This is a genomic window from Lysobacter sp. N42 (assembly GCF_004344885.1).
In genome coordinates this window covers 329102-352032 of sequence record NZ_SKFB01000004.1, presented here as the reverse complement: position 1 = coordinate 352032, position 22931 = coordinate 329102, and the positions used below count along the sequence as shown (strand labels likewise).

Here is a 22931-nt window from a genome sequence, read left to right as displayed (position 1 = left end):
TCAACGCCAAAATAGTGAGTACACCATGAGTCAGATTCGTCCCGTTCAGCGCGCACTGCTGAGTGTTTCCGATAAAACCGGCATCGTCGACTTCGCGCAAAAGTTGCACCAGCTCAACGTAGAAATTCTTTCCACCGGTGGTACCGCAAAACTTCTTCAGGAAGCAGGCATTCCAGTAATTGAGGTTTCTGAGCATACCGGCCAGAACGAAATCATGGATGGTCGAGTTAAAACGCTTCACCCTAAAATTCATGGTGGTATTTTGGGGCGCAGAGACAAAGACCAAACGGTTATGGCTGAACAAAACATTGCACCTATCGATCTTGTCGCAGTAAACCTATACCCATTTGCTCAAACTGTTGCTCGACCCGACTGTAGTTACGAAGACGCTATTGAAAACATCGACATTGGCGGCCCCACTATGGTTCGAGCGGCAGCAAAAAACCATAATGACGTCACAATAGTAGTTAACGCAGAAGACTATTCTCGCGTAGTTACAGAGCTTGAAGCAGAAGGCGGAACGACTTTTAAAACTCGCCAAGACTTAGCTACTGCTGCTTTCGAACACACCGCAGCCTACGACGGCATGATCGCGAATTACCTAGGTTTAAAAGTACAGAGTAAAGAGAGTCAATTCCCTCGTACTTACAATATTCAAGTCGAGAAGAAGCAAGACTTACGTTACGGTGAAAACAGCCATCAAAATGCTGCGTTTTATACCGAGAGCAATGTTAGCGAAGCATGTATTTCCACAGCAACACAGTTGCAAGGTAAAGAACTTTCATACAACAACATTGCCGATACCGATGCAGCTTTTGAATGCGTTAAACATTTCACTACCCCAGCATGTGTCATTGTTAAACACGCAAACCCTTGTGGCGTAGCTGAAGGTGATAATATTTTGGCGGCTTATGAACGTGCATATCAAACCGATCCAACGTCAGCGTTCGGCGGCATTATCGCGTTCAACCGCGAACTAGACGAAGCTACGGCGCACGCGATTATTTCTCGTCAATTTGTCGAAGTAATCATCGCACCAGGCGCATCGAAAAAGGCTCAAACGTTAGTAGCCAGCAAACCGAATGTACGTTTACTTACCACAGGCGCAATTGAAACTTCAGCACCGCAACTAGACTACAAACGCGTCAAAGGCGGACTTCTTATTCAAGACAGCGACGACGCACGAATCGGTTTAGATGATTTAAACGTAGTGACTAAAACACAACCCACTGAAGAACAATTAAAAGATCTATTGTTTTCGTGGAATGTGGTGAAGTTCGTGAAGTCGAATGCAATTGTGTATGCCAAAGACGGTATGACCATTGGTGTAGGTGCAGGGCAAATGAGTCGCGTGTATAGTGCTAAGATTGCGGCAATAAAAGCAGCAGACGAGAACCTTGTGGTTGAAGGCTCGGTCATGGCGTCAGACGCGTTTTTCCCTTTCCGGGACACTATTGATGCGGCAGCTGAAGCTGGCATTAAAGCAATTATTCAGCCGGGCGGTTCTATACGAGACGAAGAAGTTATTGCCGCAGCAGACGAGCATGGAATTGCCATGGTATTTACATCGATTAGACACTTTAGACATTAATTAAAAGCTATAGTTAAGCCTTTACTGGCTTCAAGGAGATAACAACATGCGTACAAGTATGAAGTTAACAACAGCGGCTACATTAGTATTTCTAAGCGCTTGCTCTGGGGGCGAAAATGCTTCCGAGAGCAATAGTCAAGAAGCCTTAAGTGCAGCAATCAACAGCGAACATCGCACTGAAGCTTATGTAGAGCGCGACAATGCTCGTCACCCTCTAGAAACCTTAACATTCTTTGAAATTCAGCCAGACATGACCGTAGTTGAAATCTGGCCAGGTGGCGGATGGTATACAGAAATCCTTGCTCCTTACCTCAAGGATGATGGTCAGTTTTATGCAGCACACTTCGACCCGAACCATGAGCGCGAATATTACAGTAACTCTCGTGCGAACTTTGAAGAAAAAATGGCGGGTTCTGATGTTTACAGTAATGTAACCATTAGCACATTCGTACCTGGCAGCGACTACGAGATCGCTCCTGCTGGTTCAGCTGATCGTGTATTGAGCTTCCGTAATATGCACAACTGGTATATGGGTGGTGGCGAAGAAGGTTTGAACCAAGCATTCCAAGCTTTTTATACCGCACTTAAGCCAGGCGGAATTTTAGGCATTGTTGACCACCGCTTGCCAGAACACCGTGCCGACAGTGAAATGGAAGGTTCTGGCTACATGAAGGCAAGCTGGGCTATCGCATTTGCAGAAGCCGCAGGGTTTGAGTTCGTTGGCGAGAGTGACGTGAATAGCAACGACCTCGATAGCGCAAATTACGAGCGAGGAGTTTGGACTCTACCTCCAACGCTTGCACTTGGGGAAACAAATCGCGATTTATACATAGGCATCGGAGAAAGCGACCGCTTTACTTTGAAGTTTAGAAAACCAGAGGAATAAACGACGAATGAAAGTACTAATTGTCGGTGGCGGCGGCCGTGAACATGCGCTGGCTTGGAAAGCAGCGCAATCTCCTCGTGTTGAGAACGTTTTCGTTGCTCCGGGTAATGCCGGTACGGCAACAGAAGTCGGAATGACCAATGTACCTATAGCGGCAGAAGACATTGCAGGATTACTCAAGTTTGCCCAAGACGAGCATGTGGAACTTACCATTGTGGGTCCTGAAGCTCCGTTAGTTGCAGGAATTGTAGATACATTTCAAGCGAACGGTCTTGCGATATTCGGTCCAACTCAAGGAGCGTCTCAGTTAGAAGGTTCAAAAGCTTTTTGTAAGGACTTCCTAGCGCGCCATAATATTCCTACTGCAGCGTACGAAACGTTCACTGAAATTGAACCTGCAAAGCAATATGTTCGAGCCAACAGTCTTCCTATCGTTATAAAAGCCGACGGCTTAGCGGCAGGTAAAGGCGTTATCATAGCTGACTCGCTAGAAATGGCCGACGCTGCTATTGAAGATATGTTAGCCGGCAACAAGTTTGGAGACGCAGGCAGCCGCGTTGTCGTTGAAGAGTTTCTCGTAGGTGAAGAAGCCAGCTTTATAGCCATGGTCGACGGCGACAGAATTTTACCTTTTGCCTCGAGCCAAGATCACAAAGCTAGAGACAATGGCGACAAAGGACCTAATACTGGTGGCATGGGGGCGTACTCGCCAGCACCAGTACTTACTGATGAAGTAAGCGACTGGGTTATGGAAAACATTATGCAGCCTACCGTCGACGGTATGCGAAGCGAAGGTAATACCTACGTAGGTTTTCTCTATGCAGGATTGATGATTGCACCCGACGGCAGTGCCAAGGTTCTTGAGTACAACTGCCGATTTGGCGACCCTGAAACTCAGCCAATCATGATGCGACTCAACTCTGACTTGGTTACTTTGTGCTTTGACGCTTTAGCTGGCCAGCTTGGTGTCACCCCTATCGAGTTTGATAAACGCGCAGCAGTTGGTGTTGTACTTGCTGCTGGAGGTTATCCAGAGTCTTACCGTAAAGGCGACGTTATTAAAGGTCTAGACAACGCCTGTGCGGACGAGCATGAGAAAGTGTTTCATGCGGGTACTCAAGAAAAGGATAGCAACATTGTGACCAGTGGTGGCCGCGTATTATGTGCAACTGCACTAGCTGATTCAGTTACAGCTGCGCAAGCAAAGGCATACGAAGTTGTGAATAGAATCGACTGGGACGATGTTTATTTCAGAACAGACATAGCCCATCGCGCTATTAAACGCGAAGCTCAGTCTTAATCAATAAAAACCCGGCAAGCGCCGGGTTTTTTAATCTTCTACAACCAAGTCGTCTTCCGTAGAGCCTGCGCTGTCATAGTCGCTGTCATCTTCGACAACTTTAGAACGACCGTACATACTGCCTACTTTAGGACGATTGATTCTACCTTGGTACTTCGCCCAAGCCTTTTCAACATCGGTTTCCGCTGGCTTTTCACCTTTAGCCACCGCTAACAAAGCTTGGTCTTCCTGCGTTTCCGGCATAACGTCACCGGCAAGAAGTGCTGTAATTAAACACCCATAGTGCAACAACGCGTCACTTTCACGTATCGAGAAGTCGCCGGATCTTGCGAATCCGTATGGATAATTTCGAAAATCATTAAATGGTTTTCTTAACAAAAGTTCACGTGTTTGAGTCGCCATAATGTCCACCTATCCCGACTATGAAACAGTGTGTAACCCAAACATGGGTTACACAAATGACGATATAGAGGTGTTCTTAAATCTTGTCAAGAAAATTTTGTTGGTTAATTTAATGCACTTCTAATTTGCGAGGTTACGCGCTCGTCTTGAGGCTCTACAGAACTTGGAAATGAAGTAATCACTTCACCGTTTTTACCCACTAAATATTTGTGGAAGTTCCAACCTGGAGGACCAACTTGCTGGGTAAGTTCTGCAAACACTGGGTTAGCACGACGGCCAGTAACGTCAGACGTTGCCATCATCGGGAATGTTACGCCGAAGTTTGCGAAGCATACCTCTGCCACTTCTTCCTCGTCTGAGTGTTCTTGACGAAAGCTATTCGACGGAAACCCCACAATAGTGAAACCTTGGTCTTTATACTCTTGATAAAGTGCTTCTAATCCTTCGAATTGCCCTGTGTAACCGCATTGACTGGCAGTATTCACCACTAACGTGACTTTCCCAGAGGTGAGTTCACACAGGTCTGAAACCTCCTCAGAACGTAGCCGTCTTTGTTCACCATGCAAGGGTCCAGAGCACTCCATATTGGCGTGGTTGCTCTCACCGCCATGGTTATGAGCCATAGCCTCAAACGGCGTGGCGCTCAAAAAAAGCGTCGTGGCCGCAATTCCTATTAATGTTTTCATGTTATTCCTCGTTGCGTTTATTCATTTATTATAGTTACGCACAGCTAGAGTGAAAGGATTAACTGACAGACTGAAAGGAATAAAAAGTTTAGACATAAAAAAACGCCACCCGAAGGTAGCGTTTTTTTGAATTTGGAGCGAGTAACGAGGTTCGAACTCGTGACCTCAACCTTGGCAAGGTTGCGCTCTACCAGCTGAGCTATACTCGCATTTAAAGGCTGTGTTGCCTTGAGTGCGTTGCGCATTTTACTCAATTTCGGGGGCAATGCAAGCCTTATCGCGCACATTTTTACTGTTCGTTGAAAAAATGCTCACGATAGTATTTTAATTCTTCAATCGACTCGCGAATGTCAGCAAGTGCCTCGTGAGCGTTTGATTTTTTAAACCCTGAAATAATTCCCGGCTTCCAACGTTTAGCCAATTCCTTAACCGTACTTACATCTAGGTTTCGGTAATGAAAGTAGCTTTCTAACTCAGGCATATAACGCGCTAAAAAGCGGCGATCTTGGCAAATACTGTTGCCACACATCGGCGAAGTGTTTGCTGCAAGATGTTCTTTCAAAAATGCGATGGTTTGTTGCTCGGCCGCTGCAGTATCAATATTGCTTTCTTGGATGCGCTTAACCAACCCCGAAGCGGTGTGCGTACGCGTATTCCAGTCGTCCATTGCATCTAGTACTTCGTTGGGTTGATGAACGGCGATTACCGGTCCTACTGCGATCTCATTGAGTTGGTCGTCTGTCACAATAGTTGCAACTTCAATAATGACGTCGTTCTCTGGACTTAACCCCGTCATTTCCAAATCAATCCAAATTAACCGGCCTGAATTCTCTGCCATGCTGTTACCTATTTTATTGGGTCGTGTAAAATCTGAATTTAAGACTAACTATTGTATGATAGTCAGCGTAAAATTGCTTGCATCATTCCTTGTGGGAGAAAGCGTGGGTAAAAAAAAGAAACTCACAAAAGGGCAACTGCGCCGAGTTAAAGCGAACCAAGCAAAACGACTCGACAAAGAAAGTGCCGAACTCGAAATTAACTCGGACGCGTTAGGGCCTCGAGAGTCCGGTCGTGTAATGAGCCGCTATGGTCAGCACGCCGACGTCATTGACAATGAAGGCAATGTATTGCGCTGTAATTTACGTCGTAATATAGAATCTCTGGTCACTGGTGACAACGTAGTTTGGCGGCGTTTTACTGAGTCCGAGCAAGGAATGCAGGGCGTTATTGAAGCAGTCGAGGAACGCCATTCTGAATTACTTAGACCGGATATCTACGATGGTCTTAAACCTGTAGCGGCTAATGTAGACCGCATCTTTATAGTGTCTTCCCCTCAACCTGCTTTCTCCGATCAAATTATTGATCGCTACTTAGTAGCTTGTGACGAGGCCGGTATTCAAGCTGTTATTGTTTTTAATAAAAGCGACCTGATTACCGACGAGGATCGAGAGCATATCGATAACCGACTCGCCGTATATCGCAACATTGGCTACCCGGTCTATGTAGTAAGTGCCAAAGAAAAGACTGGTATGGAGAAACTTCGACAAGCATTTTCAGATCATATTTCTGTGTTTGTAGGTCAGTCCGGTGTGGGTAAATCAAGTTTGATGAACGCCCTCTTACCGGAGGTGGACCTACAAGTGGGAGCAATATCGGAGAACTCAGGTTTAGGCCAGCATACCACCACTGTGGCGCGTTGGCATGACCTTGAAGGTGGTGGAGCACTTATCGACTCTCCAGGTATCCGAGAGTTTGGCTTGTGGCATTTGCCCATAGACCAAATTGCCCAAGGGTTTGTCGACTTTCACCCCTACTTGGGCACATGTAAATTCCGTGATTGTAAACACGGAACCGACCCAGGCTGCTCGCTACGAGAGGCGGTAGCAAACGGAGAATTGGACGAAGGTAGACTCGCAAACTACCATCGAATAGTAGAATCAATTAGTAATATGTGAGGGCATTCAGTGTCTGCAATCGATAAAACAAAAATTACGCTTCAATACATACTTCCTAAACACTTAGTAACTCGCGTTGTGGGTCGTTTAGCCAGTGCTCGTGCAGGATGGTTGACCCGAATACTGATTAAAGCCTTTATTCGGAATTTTAGCGTGAATATGAGCGAGGCCGCTGAGCCTAATCCGAAAAAATATAAAACCTTCAACGAGTTCTTCACACGCCCACTGAAAGAAGGCGCTCGGCCCATTCAGGCAGAACAGGGGCAACTTATTCACCCGGTCGATGGAACAGTGAGTCAAGCAGGTGATATAGAGGAAGGTAAGCTCATTCAAGCCAAAGGACATAAATATTCTGTTCACGATCTTATGGGCGGAGACCATGAACTCAATAGCTACTTTGAAAAAGGCGACTTTGCCACGATTTACTTAGCACCCAGAGATTACCACCGTATTCACATGCCCTGTGCGGCGACGCTTAAAGAAATGATTTATGTGCCGGGTAGCCTGTTTTCTGTTAATCCTTTAACTGCTCGCCATGTACCGAACTTATTTGCGCGCAACGAACGTGTTATAGCCGTATTTGAAAGCGAGCAAGGACCATTTGCAATGATCCTTGTAGGAGCAACTATCGTTGGCAGTATCGAGACGACTTGGGCGGGTACGGTAACACCTCCGACTGGACCTAAAGTGCAAAGGTGGAGCTATCCAACCCAAGGGAATACCGCCATTCGCTTCGAGCAAGGTGATGAAATGGGTCGTTTTAAATTGGGTTCAACCGTAATTATGCTATTTGGTGACGACCAAGTAGACTTTTTAGACGACCTGCAGCCTGGCAAAACAACACGTATGGGTGAAGTTATGGCCGAATGGGAAAACGCTTCTTAAATGCTGGTTATTGCCCACCGAGGAGCAAGTGCTCTTGCTCCTGAAAACACTATCGCAGCATTTAACAAAGCGATAGAAGCCAAAGCCGACGCTATTGAATTTGACGTTGTTCAGGTTGGTCAGGAAATCTATGTATTCCACGACCGATATTTAGAGCGCTTGACCGCACAACCAGGGCGATTTGTCGATCTCACAAAAGAACAAATCAATAAGCTCTCTATTTTTGGTCAACATCCGATTCCTACACTCGCTGAAACTCTCCAATGTATAGGCAATCATTGTGGCGTAAATATAGAGATTAAGGGCACGGTCGACACTTCGTTACTCGTCGACAATATTCAGCATGCTATTCAAAACTTTAATATTGACCCCGCTCAACTGATTGTATCGTCTTTTAACCACCATTGGTTGAACTCCGTTAAAGCAAAAGCACCACAGATCAAAATTGGTGCGCTGACTTCAAATTGTCTCGTCGACTACGCCAAATGCGCTGCGGACTTAGGCGCTTATTCTTTCCATGTAGACGTGAATTTTATTTGCGACGAGTTGGTTAAAGATGCGCATGCACGAGGACTTAAGGTTTTCGTTTACACCGTAGATGAGCCACACGATATGCATTGGTTAGCAGAATTGGGGGTAGATGGCATATTTACCAACCACCCACTTTTTGCACGTAATGTACTAGAGAACCGCCCCACCTCGGGGAATGAGGTATTCGGGCGGTTTCAGCCTTAACATGCGCTAAGAAGATTTCTCTATATCTTCCACTTCCAATAAAGCCTCATCCTCCGCCCGGCGGTCCGGATATGTTTCCTCGAGTTCGTTCAACTCTCGCTCTAGCATTTTCGGAGACGTTGTGTTCTTCGCGAGCCCCATATAGAGAGCTGGCACCAAGAATATCGTTAAGAATGCAGACACAGCCACACCAGAGAAGATAACTACACCGATAACCATACGGGACTCGGCACCCGGCCCGCTGGCTAACACTAGCGGTAATGCACTCATTAACGTGGTAAATGCAGTCATAACAATAGGGCGAAGTCGCAAACGAGAAGCCCTTGCCAACGCATCCTCAAATTTCATGCCTGCGTCACGTAATTGGTTGGCAAACTCTACGATCAAAATACCGTTTTTAGCCGCAAGACCAATAAGCATTACAATGCCAATTTGGCTATAGATATTGATGGTCATGTCAGTGACGTAGAGACCAAAAGTCGCACCAAATATGGCAAGCGGAACCGTAAGAATAATGACGAATGGGTGCACAAAACTTTCAAACTGCGCAGCAAGCACCAAGAACGTAATTGCGAGGGCTAAAGCAAAAACAAAGATGATTGCGTTCCCACCTTCTTGATACAACATCGACTGGCCTTTGTAATCATAAGTTACGTCGTCTGGTAACTCGGTTTCTACAATGTTCTCCAAAAACGCTAGCGCCTCACCGAGCGAATAGCCATCAGCCAAGTTTGCAGTAATAGTTATAGAGCGCATACGGTTATAGCGGTTCAATTGTGACGCGGTAGCACCTTCTTCCACGTTAACTAGGTTGGCCATTGGAATAAGTTCACCTGTGCGTTGTGAACGCACATAGATATTGTCGATAGCTGTAGGTGAACGGTAATCTTCTCGCTCACCTTCAAGAATGACATTATATTCTTCACCATTGTCTTGATAGCGCGTGACACGACGAGAACCCAACATACTCTCTAAAGTTCGGCCAATATCACCCACTGAAACGCCCAAATCTGCAGCTCTTTGCTGGTCTATACGAATGAGTAACTGAGGTACTGTTTCACGGTAGTCACTGTCGAGTTGAACCAAGCCCGGATTTTCATTTGCACGTTCCATTACGATGTCACGATAACGAGAAAGGCTCTCAAAACTATTACCTTGCAAAACGAACTCTACTGGGCGGCTACCACCGCCTCCACGAATACCACTACGCATGTTCGCGTACGACACTACGTCTGGAATATCTTCCAACTTTGCTCGTATCTCATTGATAAGTTCGAATGAGCTCCAATCGCGCTCATCAAAAGGCACTGTGCCAATAATGGCGATACCTGCACTATTACCCCAACCTGGCGTACGCACAATTAAGCGGTCAATCTTATTCTCGTCGATATACGGCAACAGGATTTCTTCAATCTTGTTCATATTGCGAAGATTCGATTCATAGCTCGCACCTTCCGCCGCGCGCATAATCACGAAGAAGTTGCCACGGTCTTCCGGCGGAACGAATTCTTGCCCTAACTTGTTTAATAACAAATAAGAAGCGCCAGCCGCTAATACAACCACCGCAAAAGCAATCACTGGCATGGTTATCGTTTTTCTGACTGACCGCTCATAAGCGGCTTCAATTCGTTTAAAACCTTTGTCTAAGGCTTCACCAAATTTTGAGTTACGTTCTTTCTTTTTAAGAATCTTCGAGCACAGCATAGGAGAAAGCGTAAGCGCTGTAACACTCGAAAATGCAACTGCGGCAGCAAGGGCTATAGCAAACTCGGTAAAGAGCAATCCTATATTCCCTTCCATGAAAATGAGTGGCACAAACACACTAATCAACACTAACGTTGTGGCCACAACGGCAAAACCGACTTCTCGAGCACCTCGGTAGGCCGCCAACAAAGGTGGATCGCCATGCTCTACACGACGATAAATATTTTCTAAAACTACAATGGAGTCGTCGACCACCAAGCCAATTGCAAGAACCAAGGCAAGAAGGGTTAACAAATTTATAGAGAAGCCCAAGGCCTCCAACACGATGTATGAAGACATCAGCGCAACCGGAACAGTTAACGCAGGGATTAGCGTTACACGTACATTTCCGAGGAACAGATAAATAACCAAAATAACCATCGCCATAGCGATGAATAGGGTTTGATATACCTCACTAATCGAGTCACGAATAAACACACTGGAGTCGTAACTCGGCACTAAAACCATACTCGCAGGTAACGTAGCGCGCATACGTTCCACTTCGCGGTTAACATTGTCCACTACATCCAGCGTGTTCGCATTTGACTGACGAATAATACCGATACCAATCATATTGATACCGTTACCTCTAAACTCGGTTCGGTCGTCTTCAGCTTCCAATGAAACTCGTGCAATTTCCGCAAGACGAACGAGATAACCGTCATCACCAGAAACAATGGTCAAGTTAGCAAAGTCTAACGGTGACAAATAGGTTCTAGCCACACGTACTGTAAACTCACGATCTCTCGACTCGATGTCACCGGCAGGAAGCTCTACGTTTTCAGCACGCAAACGGCTCTCGATATCGGTTACGGTAATGTTCCGCGCAGCCATAGCATTTCTATCTAGCCATATTTTCATGGCGTAACGGCGCTCACCACCTAAATTAACTCGCGCAACACCGTCAGCAACTGCTAAACGATCCACGATATACCGGTTCGCATAATCCGTAAGCTGCAAGGTAGTCATGTTCTCGCTTCGCAAGTTGTACCAAATCACCGTCTCCTCGTCGGAGTTGGCTTTGGTTACTTCTGGCGGTTCAACTTGGTCGGGAAGGTTATTCAGTACGCGTTGCACGCGCTCGCGAACATCATTCGCTGCGGAGTCTATGTCTCTGCGCTGATCAAACTCAATACTAATACGCGAGCGACCGTCGCGGCTCGAAGAGTTAATCGTTTTAATGCCGTCGATACCACTAATACGTTCTTCAATGATCTGGGTAATCTGGCTTTCTATTATTTCTGCGTTTGCACCAGGGTAATTGGTCGAGATAGAAACAACTGGAGGATCGATATTTGGGTATTCGCGCAATGGCAAGCTTGTGAAAGCAACCACCCCAAATATAATCAAAAGAATATTAATAACCGTCGCAAAAACGGGACGCTTTACGGAGACATCAGATAACAACATAACTTAGCGCTCCGTTGGGTTGACTGGTAAACCGTCACGAACGCGTACCGTACCCTCAACTACAATGATGTCGTCGGTAGTTACACCACTTAACACTTCAACCCAACCTGGCTGCCTACGGCCCACTTCAACCTCGGTCATGACAACACGGTTCTCGCTATCTAACGCGTATACGTAATGACTCGCTCTTACGGGAACAACTGCACTTTCCGGTACCATAAGCACTTGCTCAACATTTCGCTCTAGCTCAACTTGTAAAAGCATGCCCGGGCGTAATTCACGGCTTTCATTGTCTATCGCCGCGCGCACTTGAATCGAGCGGGTTACAGGGTCTACACGAGACGCCAAGCTAACTATTTCACCTTCAAATATGCGTTGTTCATAAGCGGCAGATTTCGCGCCTACGCGTTGGCCGGGCAATAAGCTCGGCAAATACACTTCAGGCACGCTGAAGTCGACATAAATAGGGTCTAGAGCATCTAAAGTAGTAATCACATCGCCGGGGCGAACTAAAGAACCGATACTTACTTCACGCAAACCCACACGTCCGGCAAACGGAGCATAAATGGTCATCTCCGCTAATCGGCTTCTGGCTACTTCTAACTCTGCAGAAGTTTGTTCAACTAAAACCTCTTGCTCGTCCAGCATGCTGCGCGACGCAGCATTCCCGCGCGCAAGCTCTCGCAATCTATTCAACTGGCGGGTTTGTTCGGTTAAACGAAACTCAAGCTCCTGCACACGGGCACGCTCTTCACGATCGTTCAGGGCGATAAGCATGTCACCCTTATTTACTTCTTGACCGTCTTGAAAGTAAATTTCACGAACTGTTTGGGTAACACGAGCCATAAGGTTGACTGACTCACTAGCTTTAGCTGTACCCAAGCCATTAATGACATCGCGAAATTCGAGCATTTGTGGCGAGTCCACAACCACGTTTGGCTTAGGCATCTCATGTTGCCCGGTTTCAGAGTCTTTGCCACCCAAGTACAACCAAACAATTACTGCAATGAGTAGAACAGCAAATATGGAAAGAGGCGTAAATAATGCTTTTTTGGCCATGCGTACTCGGGCTCCGTCTTACAATGAAAATCAGCTAAGACATTCTACGTAAAATGCGGCACGCAAGGTGCCGCTTTAACGCGTATTCAGACGAGCCTGTCGCAAATCATTCGCTATGATAGGCGGGACTAAACTCGTGTACAGCTTTAATAAAGGCCTCGGCGTGTTCAGGTTTAACCCCTGGGTGAATACCATGCCCAAGGTTAAATACATGACCCGAACCACTGCCATAACTATCTAAAATAATCTGTACTTCTTGGCGTATACGTTCAGGTGACGCATACAGAATACTCGGGTCCATATTACCTTGAAGCGCGACTTTATCACCGACCATTGCGCGCGCTGTCGACAAGTCTGTTGTCCAGTCTACGCCTAACGCATCGCAACCCGTAGCCGCCATTTGGTCGAGCCACTGTCCGCCGTTTTTAGTAAACAATGTAACAGGAACTTTGCGACCATCAGCTTCACGAGTTAACCCGTCTACGATTTGTTGCATATACAGCAATGAGAACTCGCGATAGTCTCTTGGTGACAGAACCCCACCCCAGGTATCGAATATCATCACTGACTGCGCACCATTCGCTATTTGCGCATTCAAATAAGCTGTTACCGACTTAGCGAGCTTATCCAGCAACATGTGCATCACTTCAGGTTCTTCAAAAGCTAGCTTTTTCACTTCTGAAAAGTTTTTAGTACTGCCACCTTCAACCATATATGTCGCAAGTGTCCACGGGCTGCCAGAAAAACCTATGAGAGGAACTTCACCCTTGAGCTCTCTGCGAATAGTTTTCACCGCATTCATCACATAGCCTAGATCATCTTCTGGATCTGGAATACCTAATGCAGCGACACTCGCAAAGTCACGCACTGGACGTTCGAAACGTGGGCCTTCGCCCGTTTCAAAATAAAGTCCTAAGCCCATCGCGTCAGGAATAGTAAGAATATCAGAGAATAAAATGGCCGCGTCTAACGGAAAACGACGTAACGGCTGCAGCGTAACTTCGCAAGCAAGCTCTGCATTTTTACAAAGCGACATAAAGTCACCCGCTTGCTTTCTGAGTTCACGATACTCTGGTAAGTATCTACCTGCTTGACGCATCATCCAAATAGGAGTTCTGTCTACAGGTTGTTGCGCAAGTGCTCGCAAGTAACGATCGTTTTTTAAAGGTGCGTTCATTTCACTCTCAATTTCTAAGTTTAATCTGGGCGAATTTTAGCAAGCAACGACGCAAGTGTCAGTCACTTCTGGCATGAATTCTTGACTGTATCTCTCGAATCAAGCGACCTGCGATCGTTCGCTCAGGAGGGGTCATAGGGAGGTCGTCAATATCAAACCATCCCCCTTCTTCCAGTTCCTCCGGTTCTAGAGTTAATTCTCCTCCAGAATACTCAGCAATAAATCCAGTCATGAGCGAATGAGGAAAAGGCCACGGTTGGCTAGAAATATACTCTACATTTTTAACTGTAATACCTGACTCTTCAAAAACTTCCCGATGCAACGTATCTTCTAAAGTCTCTCCACTTTCGACAAAACCCGCTAATACTGAAAATAATCCTTCGGGATGTCTTACTCCTCTTGCAAGCAATATATCTCGTCCACGATATATACCTACAATGATAACTGGTGAAATTCGCGGGTAAGAAGTAAGACCGCAGTATCCGCAGACAACAGCAAGTTCATCTCGGTCCTGCGAAACTTCTTGGCCGCACTGCCCACAGAATTTGTGAGTTTTTAAAAAGCCTGCGATTTGACAGCCTCGCGCCGCAAGATTGAACCAACCTTCTGTCGATGCGAGCAAACATTCTCGCAGAGGTTTAAGGGCCCAAGTCTCGAGCATCGGTGTGTTTTCTTCCCGGACAAAAAGAAAAACATCAATCCCTTCGTATTCGCCGATTCTCGCTGTGTACCTCTCATTCGCTTCAGGAACCTGCTCTGCAGGAAGCAATGGAGGCGAAAATTGGCCTTCTCTATCGAGAGTATCGATAACTTGATTGCCCTCAACCATAATCCAAAAGACTGGTGTTTGCGGCTGAGGAAGTACATCGGGTTGTATCATAATTCATCTCTCTTATCCGACCACCGAGAAAAGGTTGATCTGAAGTGCAACTCGAAAGTAGAGTGTAACTAGGCATTTAATAACAAGGAGATGCCATGTTACGTCGAAACGAAGAAGCAAAACAACGTTGGGGTGGTCAAGACCAATCTATAGACCGTTGGTTAGAAGAGCGCCAGCTTCTACTTATCCAATATTGTAAACTAGCTGGCTTACCACCATATGCAGAGCATAAAGGGCAGCTACCGTCGCTTCAAGATATCCACGACTTCTGTGAGACTTTAGTGGATTACGTTTCCGCTGGTCACTTTGAGCTTTACGACCATATTTTAGAGCAAGCTGACGCCAAAGACCCACATACACAGCAGGTAGCAGAACAAGTTTATCCTTTGCTCGCTATAACTACAGAAGCAGCTCTTAAGTTTAATGACGCTTACGGTGACACAGACGACGACAAGAACTTAAAGCAATTCGACGTGGACTTGAGCGCTGTAGGCGAAGCGGTTGAAGCTCGTTTGGAACTTGAAGATAAGTTACTGCAACTCCTTAGCCATAAAGATCTTATTGAAGAAAACGCTTCCTAATTTAGGACGCTCAAAAGAACATAAAAAAACGCGCAAACAGAATTTGCGCGTTTTTTATGACTAAACTTCTTATTCTTCTGTAGCTGGCTCTGCCTCTACAACTTCTAATAACTCAACTTCAAATACGAGCGTTGAATTTGCAGGAATTGGGCTGCCTGGGCGAGCATCGGATCCATAAGCAAGATCTGAAGGAATAACAAAACGGTACTTCGCGCCTTCAGACATCAACTGAACGCCTTCTGACCAACCTGGAATTACACGGTTAAGTGGGAACTCCAATGGCTCACCACGGCTGTAAGAGCTATCGAACTCGGTACCGTCAATAAGTGTACCTGCATAGTGCACACGCACTACGTCTTCAGGACCAGGCTGCGCGCCTGAACCTTCAGTAATTACTTCGTATTGAAGACCACTTTCAGTAACTGTTACGCCTTCGCGCTGCGCATTTTCAGCCGCAAATTCTTGCCCTGCAACTAAATTCGACTCACTTTCCTGAGCGGCTTGTTCTTCTGCACGCTGCGTGCTGATTTCCACTAACGCCTGAATTTGTTCGTCAACTTCTTCGTCGGTAAGTTGCTGGTTGTCGTTCATGGCATCTTCAATTGCCATCATCATCACTTCGGTATTAAGCTCGATACCTGCGTCCGTCAAATAAGACATATTCGACTTCATTTCGCGACCAATTACCGTACCTAAAGCATAAGCTTGACGGTCTGCATCTGTCTCAAGTGCTACTTGGGTAGACGTTTCTTCTTCTGAAGGTGCTCCACAACCAACAATTGCTAGTGCAACCGCAGATGCTAGTACAGCTTTTGCCATAGTTCTCATTCAATACTCCAATATTGCATAGCGGTTTAGGGATATTTTATGCCTCTAAACCTAAATTGATTTAATGTTTTCAGCAGACCACTATAATAAACATAAATTCACTACGAAAACTAATGAGATTCATGCTTCTTAGCCCAAAATCGACACTTGTTATCTTACTTTGCTGCATTTTTACCATAAGCTGCGCAGAGCAAGCTGATTTATTGTCGCAAACCCAGAGAACACAAGGCCGAGTTCAAACCGCAGCGATTTCTTATGACGGTCGGTACAGTCTGATTGCCAGTACCGAACAAGGTCTGCGCATGTTCGACAACGAGCAAGACGAACTAGTTCACAACTGGCAGCAAGAAGACGAAGGAATAAGCCAAATTATTGCTGTTTCCTTTTCCCAAGATAGTGAAATTGCTATTGCAGCTAGTCGAATGACGCTTGCGCTCTGGGATACACAAACAGGTAATGTTATCGGAGCTTGGCGTAACGACGAGAGTATTATTCACGATATCGCTATTTCTAACCAAGGAGAGCACATCGTTTTTGGGCGCAACGACAATGTCGTTATTCTCTTCGAACCCAACACAGGTCGACGCCTAGAGTTTTTTGGTCATACCGATCGGGTAAATCAAGTTTCGATTTCCCCTAACGGCCAGTATGTATTGTCCGGAGGAAACGACCACAAGGCATTATTGTGGTCTACAAACACAGGACAGGTTATTCACGAAATACCAACCGATGGAAGAGTTTTAAGAATAGCGCTAGATATGGAAGGTCGGTTCGGATTAGTTTCTACAGCTACTGAAACTCGAATTATTCATTTAGTGTCCGGAGAAATTATTAGCACGCTCCAAACAAATGTACGGCAAAAAGTATTTAGTACCGCTCGATTTAGTTATGATGGCAGCTTATTGATTACTGGAACAGCCTCCAGACAAGTAGAGATTTGGTCGGTCGAAAGTGGTGAACGTCTAGCGATGTGGCGTGTTGATGGTGGCTCCGACGAGCAACCACCACGGGCTGCGGTACTCGCTGCTTATCTTATTGATCGAAACCGAGCGCGAGTAGAAACCAGTGCAGGCTTTGGTGAAGTTTGGCACTTCGAATTGCAAGAGACTCCTTAATATGGCACAAACAAAAGAGCAGAATCATTTAGAGCAGCGTATTGACGGTTTGGAGAGTCAGTTGGCTTTTCAAGAAGATACGATTGAAGCTTTAAATAAACAGGTCGAAAAACAAGCGAAAGAAATCGACCTATTACGAAGACATTTAGAGCTGGTTGCCACCAAGGTTGCACCTATCGTAGAGCGCTCGGGTATAGAACCGTTTGATGCCAACAACGAGCGACCACCTCACTATTAATTACAGTATTCAATTAAAGGGCCGCAGAATATGTCAGAAAAACATCCAATCATAGCTGTTACTGGCTCTTCAGGCTCAGGCACAACCACTACAGGGCAAGCCGTTCGTCACATTTTTCGACACCTGCATGCGCAAGCTGCGTTTATCGAAGGCGACAGCTTCCACCGCTACTCAAGGCCCGAAATGGATGTCGCCATTCGCAAAGCGCAAGAGCAGGGCAAACACATAAGCTACTTTGGCCCTGAAGCCAACGACTTCCATGCGTTAGAGAACCTTTTTCAAACCTATAGTGAAAATGGTAACGGGGAACACCGCCGGTATTTGCACAGCTTTGATGAAGCCGTGCCCTACAACCTGATGCCCGGAACATTCACGCCGTGGGAGCCTTTGCCCTCTGACACAGATGTATTATTTTATGAAGGTTTGCATGGCGGCGTTCAAGGTGAAAGCTATGACGTGAGTCAACACGTTGATTTACTCATCGGCATGGTGCCTATTGTTAACTTAGAATGGATTCAAAAGCTCTTACGAGACACGTCTGAGCGCGGGCACTCCCGAGAAGCGGTAACTCAAAGTATTGTGCGCAGTATGGAAGACTATATTCACCATATTGTACCGCAGTTTAGCCGCACTCATATCAACTTCCAGCGCGTTCCTACGGTAGACACATCGAACCCTTTCAGCGCGAAAGACATTCCTACTATGGACGAAAGCTTCGTGGTGATTCGTTTCCGCGGTGTGCAAGGTGTCGACTTCCCATATTATCTTCAAATGATCGACGGTTCGTTTATGTCTAGAATGAATACGCTAGTTGTTCCGGGAGGAAAGATGGGACTAGCGATGGAGCTTATACTCACACCGCTCATCGAACAGCTATTAGAGAGACGAAAAAAAGCGCTTAAGCCGGCTTAACTTCAAAGCTGTGTGTCACCTCTACGCTGTGACCCAGCATAATAGACACAGAGCAATACTTGTCTGCTGAGAGTTTGACGGCTCGCTCAACGTGAGAGTCAGCAACATCGTGACCCGACACAACAAAATGCATATGGATTTTTGTGAACACTGCCGGCGTTGTAGAGGCTCTTTCAGAATCTAGCTCTACCTCACAGCTTACTACGTTTTGGCGTGCCTTTTTCAAGATAGAAACAACGTCAACAGAAGAACAACTTGCCGCAGACATTAAGACCATTTCCATAGGGCTTGGTGCGGTTTGTCCACCGTCCCCATCCATAACTACTGAATGGCCACTACCGCTAGTTCCTACAAAACGTAAATCAGAGAGCCATGCTACTTTTGCTTTCACTGAACTTCCTTAAAGCTTCATCAACTCGGTGTCTATTAGGTTTTTTACCAAGCCCACGAATTCATGAATAAACTGTTGTTGTTCCTTGTTAGGATGCCTATCGAGCACCGAGGCCAGAACCTCTTCAAGGTCGTAAAGAATAGCGTCTGCCTCACGAACAATATCTAAACGCGTTGTAGCGTCTAGGTCATGCTGCTGGCACACACGCATAATTTGATTGGACAGTTGAGTTTCAAAAAGCTCCCGCACAGATACGGGAGCTACTGAGTCACTCTCAGGAGGCTTAGCAAAGACATGCAGATGCTCGCTCAAGTACTGAACGAGTTCGATATAACCATCGGTTTCTACAATCATTGACGCCTCATTTCTTCAAGTTAAGCGTTAAAACTTTAACCCAGGACTTAAGTTTTCTGGTAAATCCAATTTATCAGACTCTACCGATGCAACAGGATAAGCACAATAGTCAGCAGCATAATAAGCACTTGGACGATGGTTTCCGCTGTCACCAATACCGCCAAACGGAGCTGCACTGCTTGCACCCGTAATCGGTTTATTCCAGTTCACAATACCCGCACGAATTCTTGGGTAAAAATAATCCCAGTCTTCTCGATTAGTCGCCAACAAACCAGCAGACAAGCCAAAGCGTGTGTTGTTTGCAGACGCAATTGCTTGGTCAATGTCGCTATAACGAACCACTTTCAACAATGGTCCGAAATGCTCTTCGTCTGGCATATCAGTTACTGCAGATACGTCTAGAATTCCCGGCGTTACAAATCCTTTGTCGGCAGAAAGTTGCTCTAACTTGAGTAACTCTTTCGCACCAAGACCCACTAATTCCTGTTGTGCCGCAACCATTCCAGCCGCAGCTTTTGCAGAAATCATCGCGCCCATAAATGGTTGTGGGTCAGCGGCGTAGTCACCCACTTGAATATTTTTAGTGACTTCCACTAATCTTTGCAAGATTTCATCGCCCTGAGAAGTTTGTGGAATATACAAACGACGTGCGCAGGTACAACGCTGTCCGCTAGTTACAAAAGCAGACTGCACTATCGCATGAACTGTAGCGTCAACATCATCAACTTCTTGCACGATAAGTGGGTTGTTACCCCCCATCTCCAAAGCAAGAATTTTATCTGGGCGTCCACCAAGCTGTTCGTGAAGCAACTTACCAGTGTTCGAAGAACCGGTAAAAAATAGACCGTCCATTTCTGGATGAGAAACAATAGCTTTACCTGTTTCCACTAAACCTTGAACTAGGTTAATCACGCCTTTAGGCAGTCCTGCTTTGTGCCACAACTTAATGGTTTCTTCCGCTACCTTCGGCGTTAACTCACTAGGTTTAAATACAACCGTGTTTCCTGCTAACAATGCCGGAACGATGTGGCCATTAGGTAAGTGCCCTGGGAAGTTATAAGGTCCGAAAACTGCGACTACACCGTGAGGTTTATGACGAATAAAAGCCTTCGCTCCAGGCATTTCATTTTCAACAACTCCGGTGCGCTCGTCGTATGCACGTGCAGAAATCTCAATTTTGCCCACCATAGCCGCAACTTCGGTCAGCGTTTCCCATTGAGGTTTTCCAGTCTCTTCAGCGATAACTTTAGCTAATGATTCTTTATTTTCCTTCAGTTGTTCTGCAAACGCACGAGCAATACTTAAACGATGCTCTAGTGAAGTTTGCGACCACGAAATAAAAGCTTCTCGGGCTGCTTTCATGGCCATGTCTACTTGTTCAGGAACCGCGGTTTTACCTTCCCAAACCGGCTCATTTCTGGCGGGATCAATCGACTGAAAAGAGTCGCCTTGCCCTTCTACCCACTCACCATTAATCCATAGACCAGAACTTTGTATATTTGTCTGACTCATAATTTACAACTCCTTAAAAAGGTGCCAGCCGCACGGTATCTCCGACTGAAACATTCAATGCATCTGCAGTAGCTTGGTCAATTAGTACAGTTCCTTCAGAGGTTACCGCTCTAGTTTGCAATGCTCTAAAAGATTCTAGCTCACGATTACACATCAGCACGGTTTCAGACTCATCGTCTGCGAACTGACCAATTTCCACTCGAGCTACAACGCTGTTCTTAACCGTTCGTAGTTGGCTAACTTCGGCTTCAACAGTAGGACCAGCGTCAAAAATATCTACATAGCCTTTAAACCTAAAACCTTCTGACTTCAGAAGCTTTAAAGCAGGTAAGGTGTTTTCGTGCACCTCGCCCACAACTTCCTGAGCCGCTTTATCCAATAAGCTAATATAAACAGGGTGGCGCGGCATCAACTCAAATATAAATGCTTTGTCACCAATACCCGTGAGGTAATCGGCATAAGAAAAGTCCATACCGAAGAAGTGTTTTTGCAGCCAATTCCAAAATGGCGAGTTACCATCTTCGTCAGACACGCCTCGCATTTCTGCTATGACGTGGCTAGAGAATCGTGACTTAAACTCTGCCATAAATAACAATCTAAATTTCGACAAAGCTCGCCCATTGCGATTCACGCGAAACGGTTCGCGTAAAAACAACGTGCATAGTTCACTTACACCCGTGTAATCGTTATTTAATGTAAGAGTTTCAAGCGTTTTATGAACGCCATGACGACTTGAGTGATGTGTCTCTTTACCTATTCGGTAATGCCAAAAAGCGTCACTCAAACCTACCGCAGCTTCTATACCACTTACGCCCATAATTTGCTGTGACTCTGTGTCTTCCATGACAAAAAGGTAGCCTTCCTCTCCTGGACGGTCCACAACTTGCTTGTGGAACGCATCTTCGGCGCCAGCAATTCTTTTTCGCAACAGCGACTCGTCAACAGGTAACGAAGTAAATCCGTAGCCAGACTCTACAGCACATTGATAAAGCGCCTCGTAGTCAGAGGCGCGTATAGGTCTAATGACAATCATAGATTTACTTTTGGGCAGCAACTACGCGCTCAACCGCGCGCTCAAAGCGAGCCATTCCCTCTTGAATGTCTTGCTCGGTAATCACTAGTGAAGGTGTAAAACGTACCACGTCCATACCCGCAACAAGTACCATGAGTCCTTCTTCACCGCTCGCGACTAAAAAGTCTCTTGCCTTGCCTTTAAACTGGTCGTTTAGTGCAGCACCAAGAAGTAAACCTTGGCCGCGAACTTCAGCAAAAACGTTGTGCTTCTCGTTGATACGCGAAAGCTCTTTTCTAAACATAGCTTCACGCGCTTTCACACCTGAAAGAACTTCTTCGGTGTTTACAACGTCCATTACTGCTTCAGCTACCGCGCAACCTAATGGGTTACCACCGTATGTAGAACCGTGCGTACCCACTTTAAGATGCTCAGCAATGTCTGCTCGCGTCAACATGGCACCAATTGGGAAGCCGCCGCCTAACGCTTTTGCAGACGTCAGAATATCTGGCACTACACCTGTTTGCTCGTATGCATACAATGTTCCTGTACGCCCAAAACCAGTCTGAACTTCGTCAAAAATAAGTAGCGCATTGTGCTCATCACAAAGTTCACGCACACCCGCTAAGAACTCTTTGTCACCTGGAACTACGCCGCCCTCACCCTGCATTGGCTCAACCATTACTGCACAAGTGCGATCTGACATAACTTCCTTCAACGATGACAGATCGTTAAAAGTAACGTGTTGTACGCCACCCGGTTTTGGTCCAAAGCCGTCTGAGTATGCGGCTTGACCACCAACGGTAACGGTGAAGAAGGTGCGACCGTGGAAGCCCTTATGGAAAGCAATAATTTGGTCTTTCCCTTCGTCGAACTTATCCATCGCCCAGCGACGCGCAAGTTTCAAAGCTGCTTCATTAGCTTCAGCGCCTGAGTTTGCGAAATAAACACGCTCAGCAAAAGTTGCTTGAGTTAACTTCTTAGCTAATCGAAGCGCAGGTTCGTTAGTCATCACGTTACTTAAGTGCCACAGTTTTTGCGACTGCTCCTGAAGCGCTTCAACCATATTAGGGTGACAATGCCCTAAACAACTCACTGCGATGCCGCCCGCAAAGTCGACATACTCTTTACCTTCTTGGTCCCAAACACGAGAACCTTTTCCTTTCACCGGAATAATTGAAGAAGGGTTATAGTTAGGTACCATAACGTCGTTAAAAAGGGCACGACCTACTTGCATTGGTTGCGACATAAGAATACTCCTGCGCTAAAATTCAGTTCG

23 protein-coding genes and 1 tRNA gene are annotated in these 22931 nt (G+C 46.1%); 10 read left to right on the top strand and 14 right to left on the bottom strand.

Features of this window, described 5'->3' with window-relative positions:
• Window positions 1-25: 25 nt before the first annotated feature.
• From purH to purD, 3 genes are read left to right on the top strand one after another with little or no spacing between them, the layout of a single operon-like run.
• Window positions 26-1591 carry a bifunctional phosphoribosylaminoimidazolecarboxamide formyltransferase/IMP cyclohydrolase gene (gene purH / locus EYQ95_RS10880; RefSeq protein ID WP_111915717.1) on the top strand — a complete coding sequence of 522 codons (1566 nt, stop codon included), beginning with the start codon at window positions 26-28 and terminating at the stop codon, window positions 1589-1591.
• A gap of 46 nt (window positions 1592-1637) precedes the next feature.
• The gene (locus EYQ95_RS10875; protein WP_111915718.1) at window positions 1638-2477 is read left to right on the top strand and encodes a class I SAM-dependent methyltransferase; all 840 of its coding nucleotides are present in this window, start codon (window positions 1638-1640) and stop codon (window positions 2475-2477) included.
• A gap of 7 nt (window positions 2478-2484) precedes the next feature.
• Window positions 2485-3777, top strand: coding sequence for a phosphoribosylamine--glycine ligase (gene purD / locus EYQ95_RS10870; protein WP_111915719.1), 1293 nt, complete (start codon window positions 2485-2487; stop codon window positions 3775-3777).
• A 30-nt stretch (window positions 3778-3807) separates the two neighbouring features.
• Here the strand turns inward: purD and maoP are convergent, their stop codons facing one another.
• The 4 genes from maoP to orn form a co-directional block, all read right to left on the bottom strand.
• Window positions 3808-4179, bottom strand: coding sequence for a DUF413 domain-containing protein (gene maoP / locus EYQ95_RS10865; RefSeq protein ID WP_111915720.1), 372 nt, complete (start codon window positions 4177-4179; stop codon window positions 3808-3810).
• A 104-nt stretch (window positions 4180-4283) separates the two neighbouring features.
• Entirely contained in the window at window positions 4284-4865 is a 582-nt protein-coding gene (locus EYQ95_RS10860) for a glutathione peroxidase (RefSeq protein ID WP_111915721.1), read from the bottom strand.
• A 133-nt stretch (window positions 4866-4998) separates the two neighbouring features.
• Window positions 4999-5074: transfer RNA gene (locus tag EYQ95_RS10855), tRNA-Gly, on the bottom strand.
• 80 nt (window positions 5075-5154) lie between these two features.
• On the bottom strand, window positions 5155-5703 hold the full coding sequence (gene orn, locus EYQ95_RS10850) for an oligoribonuclease (RefSeq protein ID WP_111915722.1): 549 nt from the start codon (window positions 5701-5703) through the stop codon (window positions 5155-5157).
• Between orn and rsgA the strand changes: the two genes are divergently transcribed.
• The 3 genes from rsgA to EYQ95_RS10835 are packed head-to-tail and all read left to right on the top strand — an operon-like array spanning window position 5702 to window position 8440.
• Complete coding sequence (gene rsgA / locus EYQ95_RS10845) at window positions 5702-6820, top strand: small ribosomal subunit biogenesis GTPase RsgA (protein WP_243699897.1); 1119 nt, start codon at window positions 5702-5704, stop codon at window positions 6818-6820. The genes orn and rsgA overlap by 2 nt on opposite strands.
• Window positions 6821-6829: 9 nt before the next feature.
• Complete coding sequence (gene asd, locus EYQ95_RS10840; protein WP_111915723.1) at window positions 6830-7705, top strand: archaetidylserine decarboxylase; 876 nt, start codon at window positions 6830-6832, stop codon at window positions 7703-7705.
• A complete protein-coding gene (locus tag EYQ95_RS10835) occupies window positions 7706-8440 on the top strand; it encodes a glycerophosphodiester phosphodiesterase (RefSeq protein ID WP_111915724.1) in 735 nt (244 codons plus the stop codon).
• 6 nt (window positions 8441-8446) lie between these two features.
• Here EYQ95_RS10835 and EYQ95_RS10830 read toward each other — a convergent pair whose 3' ends face one another.
• The 4 genes from EYQ95_RS10830 to nudC form a co-directional block, all read right to left on the bottom strand.
• Complete coding sequence (locus EYQ95_RS10830; RefSeq protein WP_111915725.1) at window positions 8447-11593, bottom strand: efflux RND transporter permease subunit; 3147 nt, start codon at window positions 11591-11593, stop codon at window positions 8447-8449.
• A gap of 3 nt (window positions 11594-11596) precedes the next feature.
• Window positions 11597-12652 carry an efflux RND transporter periplasmic adaptor subunit gene (locus EYQ95_RS10825; RefSeq protein ID WP_111915726.1) on the bottom strand — a complete coding sequence of 352 codons (1056 nt, stop codon included), beginning with the start codon at window positions 12650-12652 and terminating at the stop codon, window positions 11597-11599.
• 106 nt (window positions 12653-12758) lie between these two features.
• Window positions 12759-13829: a uroporphyrinogen decarboxylase gene (gene hemE / locus EYQ95_RS10820; RefSeq protein ID WP_111915727.1), complete on the bottom strand. Its 1071-nt coding sequence runs from the start codon at window positions 13827-13829 to the stop codon at window positions 12759-12761.
• Window positions 13830-13887: 58 nt separating this feature from the next.
• Window positions 13888-14709 (bottom strand): NAD(+) diphosphatase, encoded by an 822-nt coding sequence (gene nudC, locus EYQ95_RS10815; RefSeq protein ID WP_111915728.1) that lies wholly within the window; start codon window positions 14707-14709, stop codon window positions 13888-13890.
• A gap of 95 nt (window positions 14710-14804) precedes the next feature.
• Between nudC and rsd the strand changes: the two genes are divergently transcribed.
• Window positions 14805-15290: a sigma D regulator gene (gene rsd, locus EYQ95_RS10810; protein WP_111915729.1), complete on the top strand. Its 486-nt coding sequence runs from the start codon at window positions 14805-14807 to the stop codon at window positions 15288-15290.
• Between the two features lie 69 nt (window positions 15291-15359).
• On the opposite strand, the gene fkpA is transcribed toward rsd, so the two are convergent.
• Window positions 15360-16118, bottom strand: coding sequence for an FKBP-type peptidyl-prolyl cis-trans isomerase (gene fkpA / locus EYQ95_RS10805; protein ID WP_111915730.1), 759 nt, complete (start codon window positions 16116-16118; stop codon window positions 15360-15362).
• Window positions 16119-16231: 113 nt separating this feature from the next.
• On the opposite strand from fkpA, the gene EYQ95_RS10800 reads away from it, so the two are divergent.
• Genes EYQ95_RS10800 through EYQ95_RS10790 form a run of 3 tightly spaced genes read left to right on the top strand, consistent with a single transcriptional unit; the run spans window position 16232 to window position 18383 of the window.
• Window positions 16232-17233 carry a WD40 repeat domain-containing protein gene (locus EYQ95_RS10800; protein ID WP_111915731.1) on the top strand — a complete coding sequence of 334 codons (1002 nt, stop codon included), beginning with the start codon at window positions 16232-16234 and terminating at the stop codon, window positions 17231-17233.
• 1 nt (window position 17234) lies between these two features.
• Window positions 17235-17471 carry a SlyX family protein gene (locus EYQ95_RS10795; RefSeq protein ID WP_111915732.1) on the top strand — a complete coding sequence of 79 codons (237 nt, stop codon included), beginning with the start codon at window positions 17235-17237 and terminating at the stop codon, window positions 17469-17471.
• Between the two features lie 30 nt (window positions 17472-17501).
• On the top strand, window positions 17502-18383 hold the full coding sequence (locus EYQ95_RS10790; protein ID WP_111915733.1) for a phosphoribulokinase: 882 nt from the start codon (window positions 17502-17504) through the stop codon (window positions 18381-18383).
• On the opposite strand, the gene EYQ95_RS10785 is transcribed toward EYQ95_RS10790, so the two are convergent.
• From EYQ95_RS10785 to EYQ95_RS10765, 5 genes are read right to left on the bottom strand one after another with little or no spacing between them, the layout of a single operon-like run.
• Complete coding sequence (locus tag EYQ95_RS10785) at window positions 18370-18774, bottom strand: OsmC family protein (RefSeq protein WP_132327488.1); 405 nt, start codon at window positions 18772-18774, stop codon at window positions 18370-18372. The two genes, EYQ95_RS10790 and EYQ95_RS10785, sit on opposite strands and share 14 nt — an antisense overlap.
• Before the next feature lie 9 nt (window positions 18775-18783).
• Window positions 18784-19128, bottom strand: coding sequence for a DUF3802 family protein (locus EYQ95_RS10780; protein WP_132327487.1), 345 nt, complete (start codon window positions 19126-19128; stop codon window positions 18784-18786).
• A 27-nt stretch (window positions 19129-19155) separates the two neighbouring features.
• Window positions 19156-20640 carry a succinylglutamate-semialdehyde dehydrogenase gene (astD, locus tag EYQ95_RS10775; protein WP_207916363.1) on the bottom strand — a complete coding sequence of 495 codons (1485 nt, stop codon included), beginning with the start codon at window positions 20638-20640 and terminating at the stop codon, window positions 19156-19158.
• A 13-nt stretch (window positions 20641-20653) separates the two neighbouring features.
• Window positions 20654-21673 carry an arginine N-succinyltransferase gene (astA, locus tag EYQ95_RS10770; RefSeq protein WP_111915734.1) on the bottom strand — a complete coding sequence of 340 codons (1020 nt, stop codon included), beginning with the start codon at window positions 21671-21673 and terminating at the stop codon, window positions 20654-20656.
• Window positions 21674-21677: 4 nt separating this feature from the next.
• On the bottom strand, window positions 21678-22901 hold the full coding sequence (locus EYQ95_RS10765; protein WP_207916361.1) for an aspartate aminotransferase family protein: 1224 nt from the start codon (window positions 22899-22901) through the stop codon (window positions 21678-21680).
• Window positions 22902-22931: the final 30 nt, after the last annotated feature.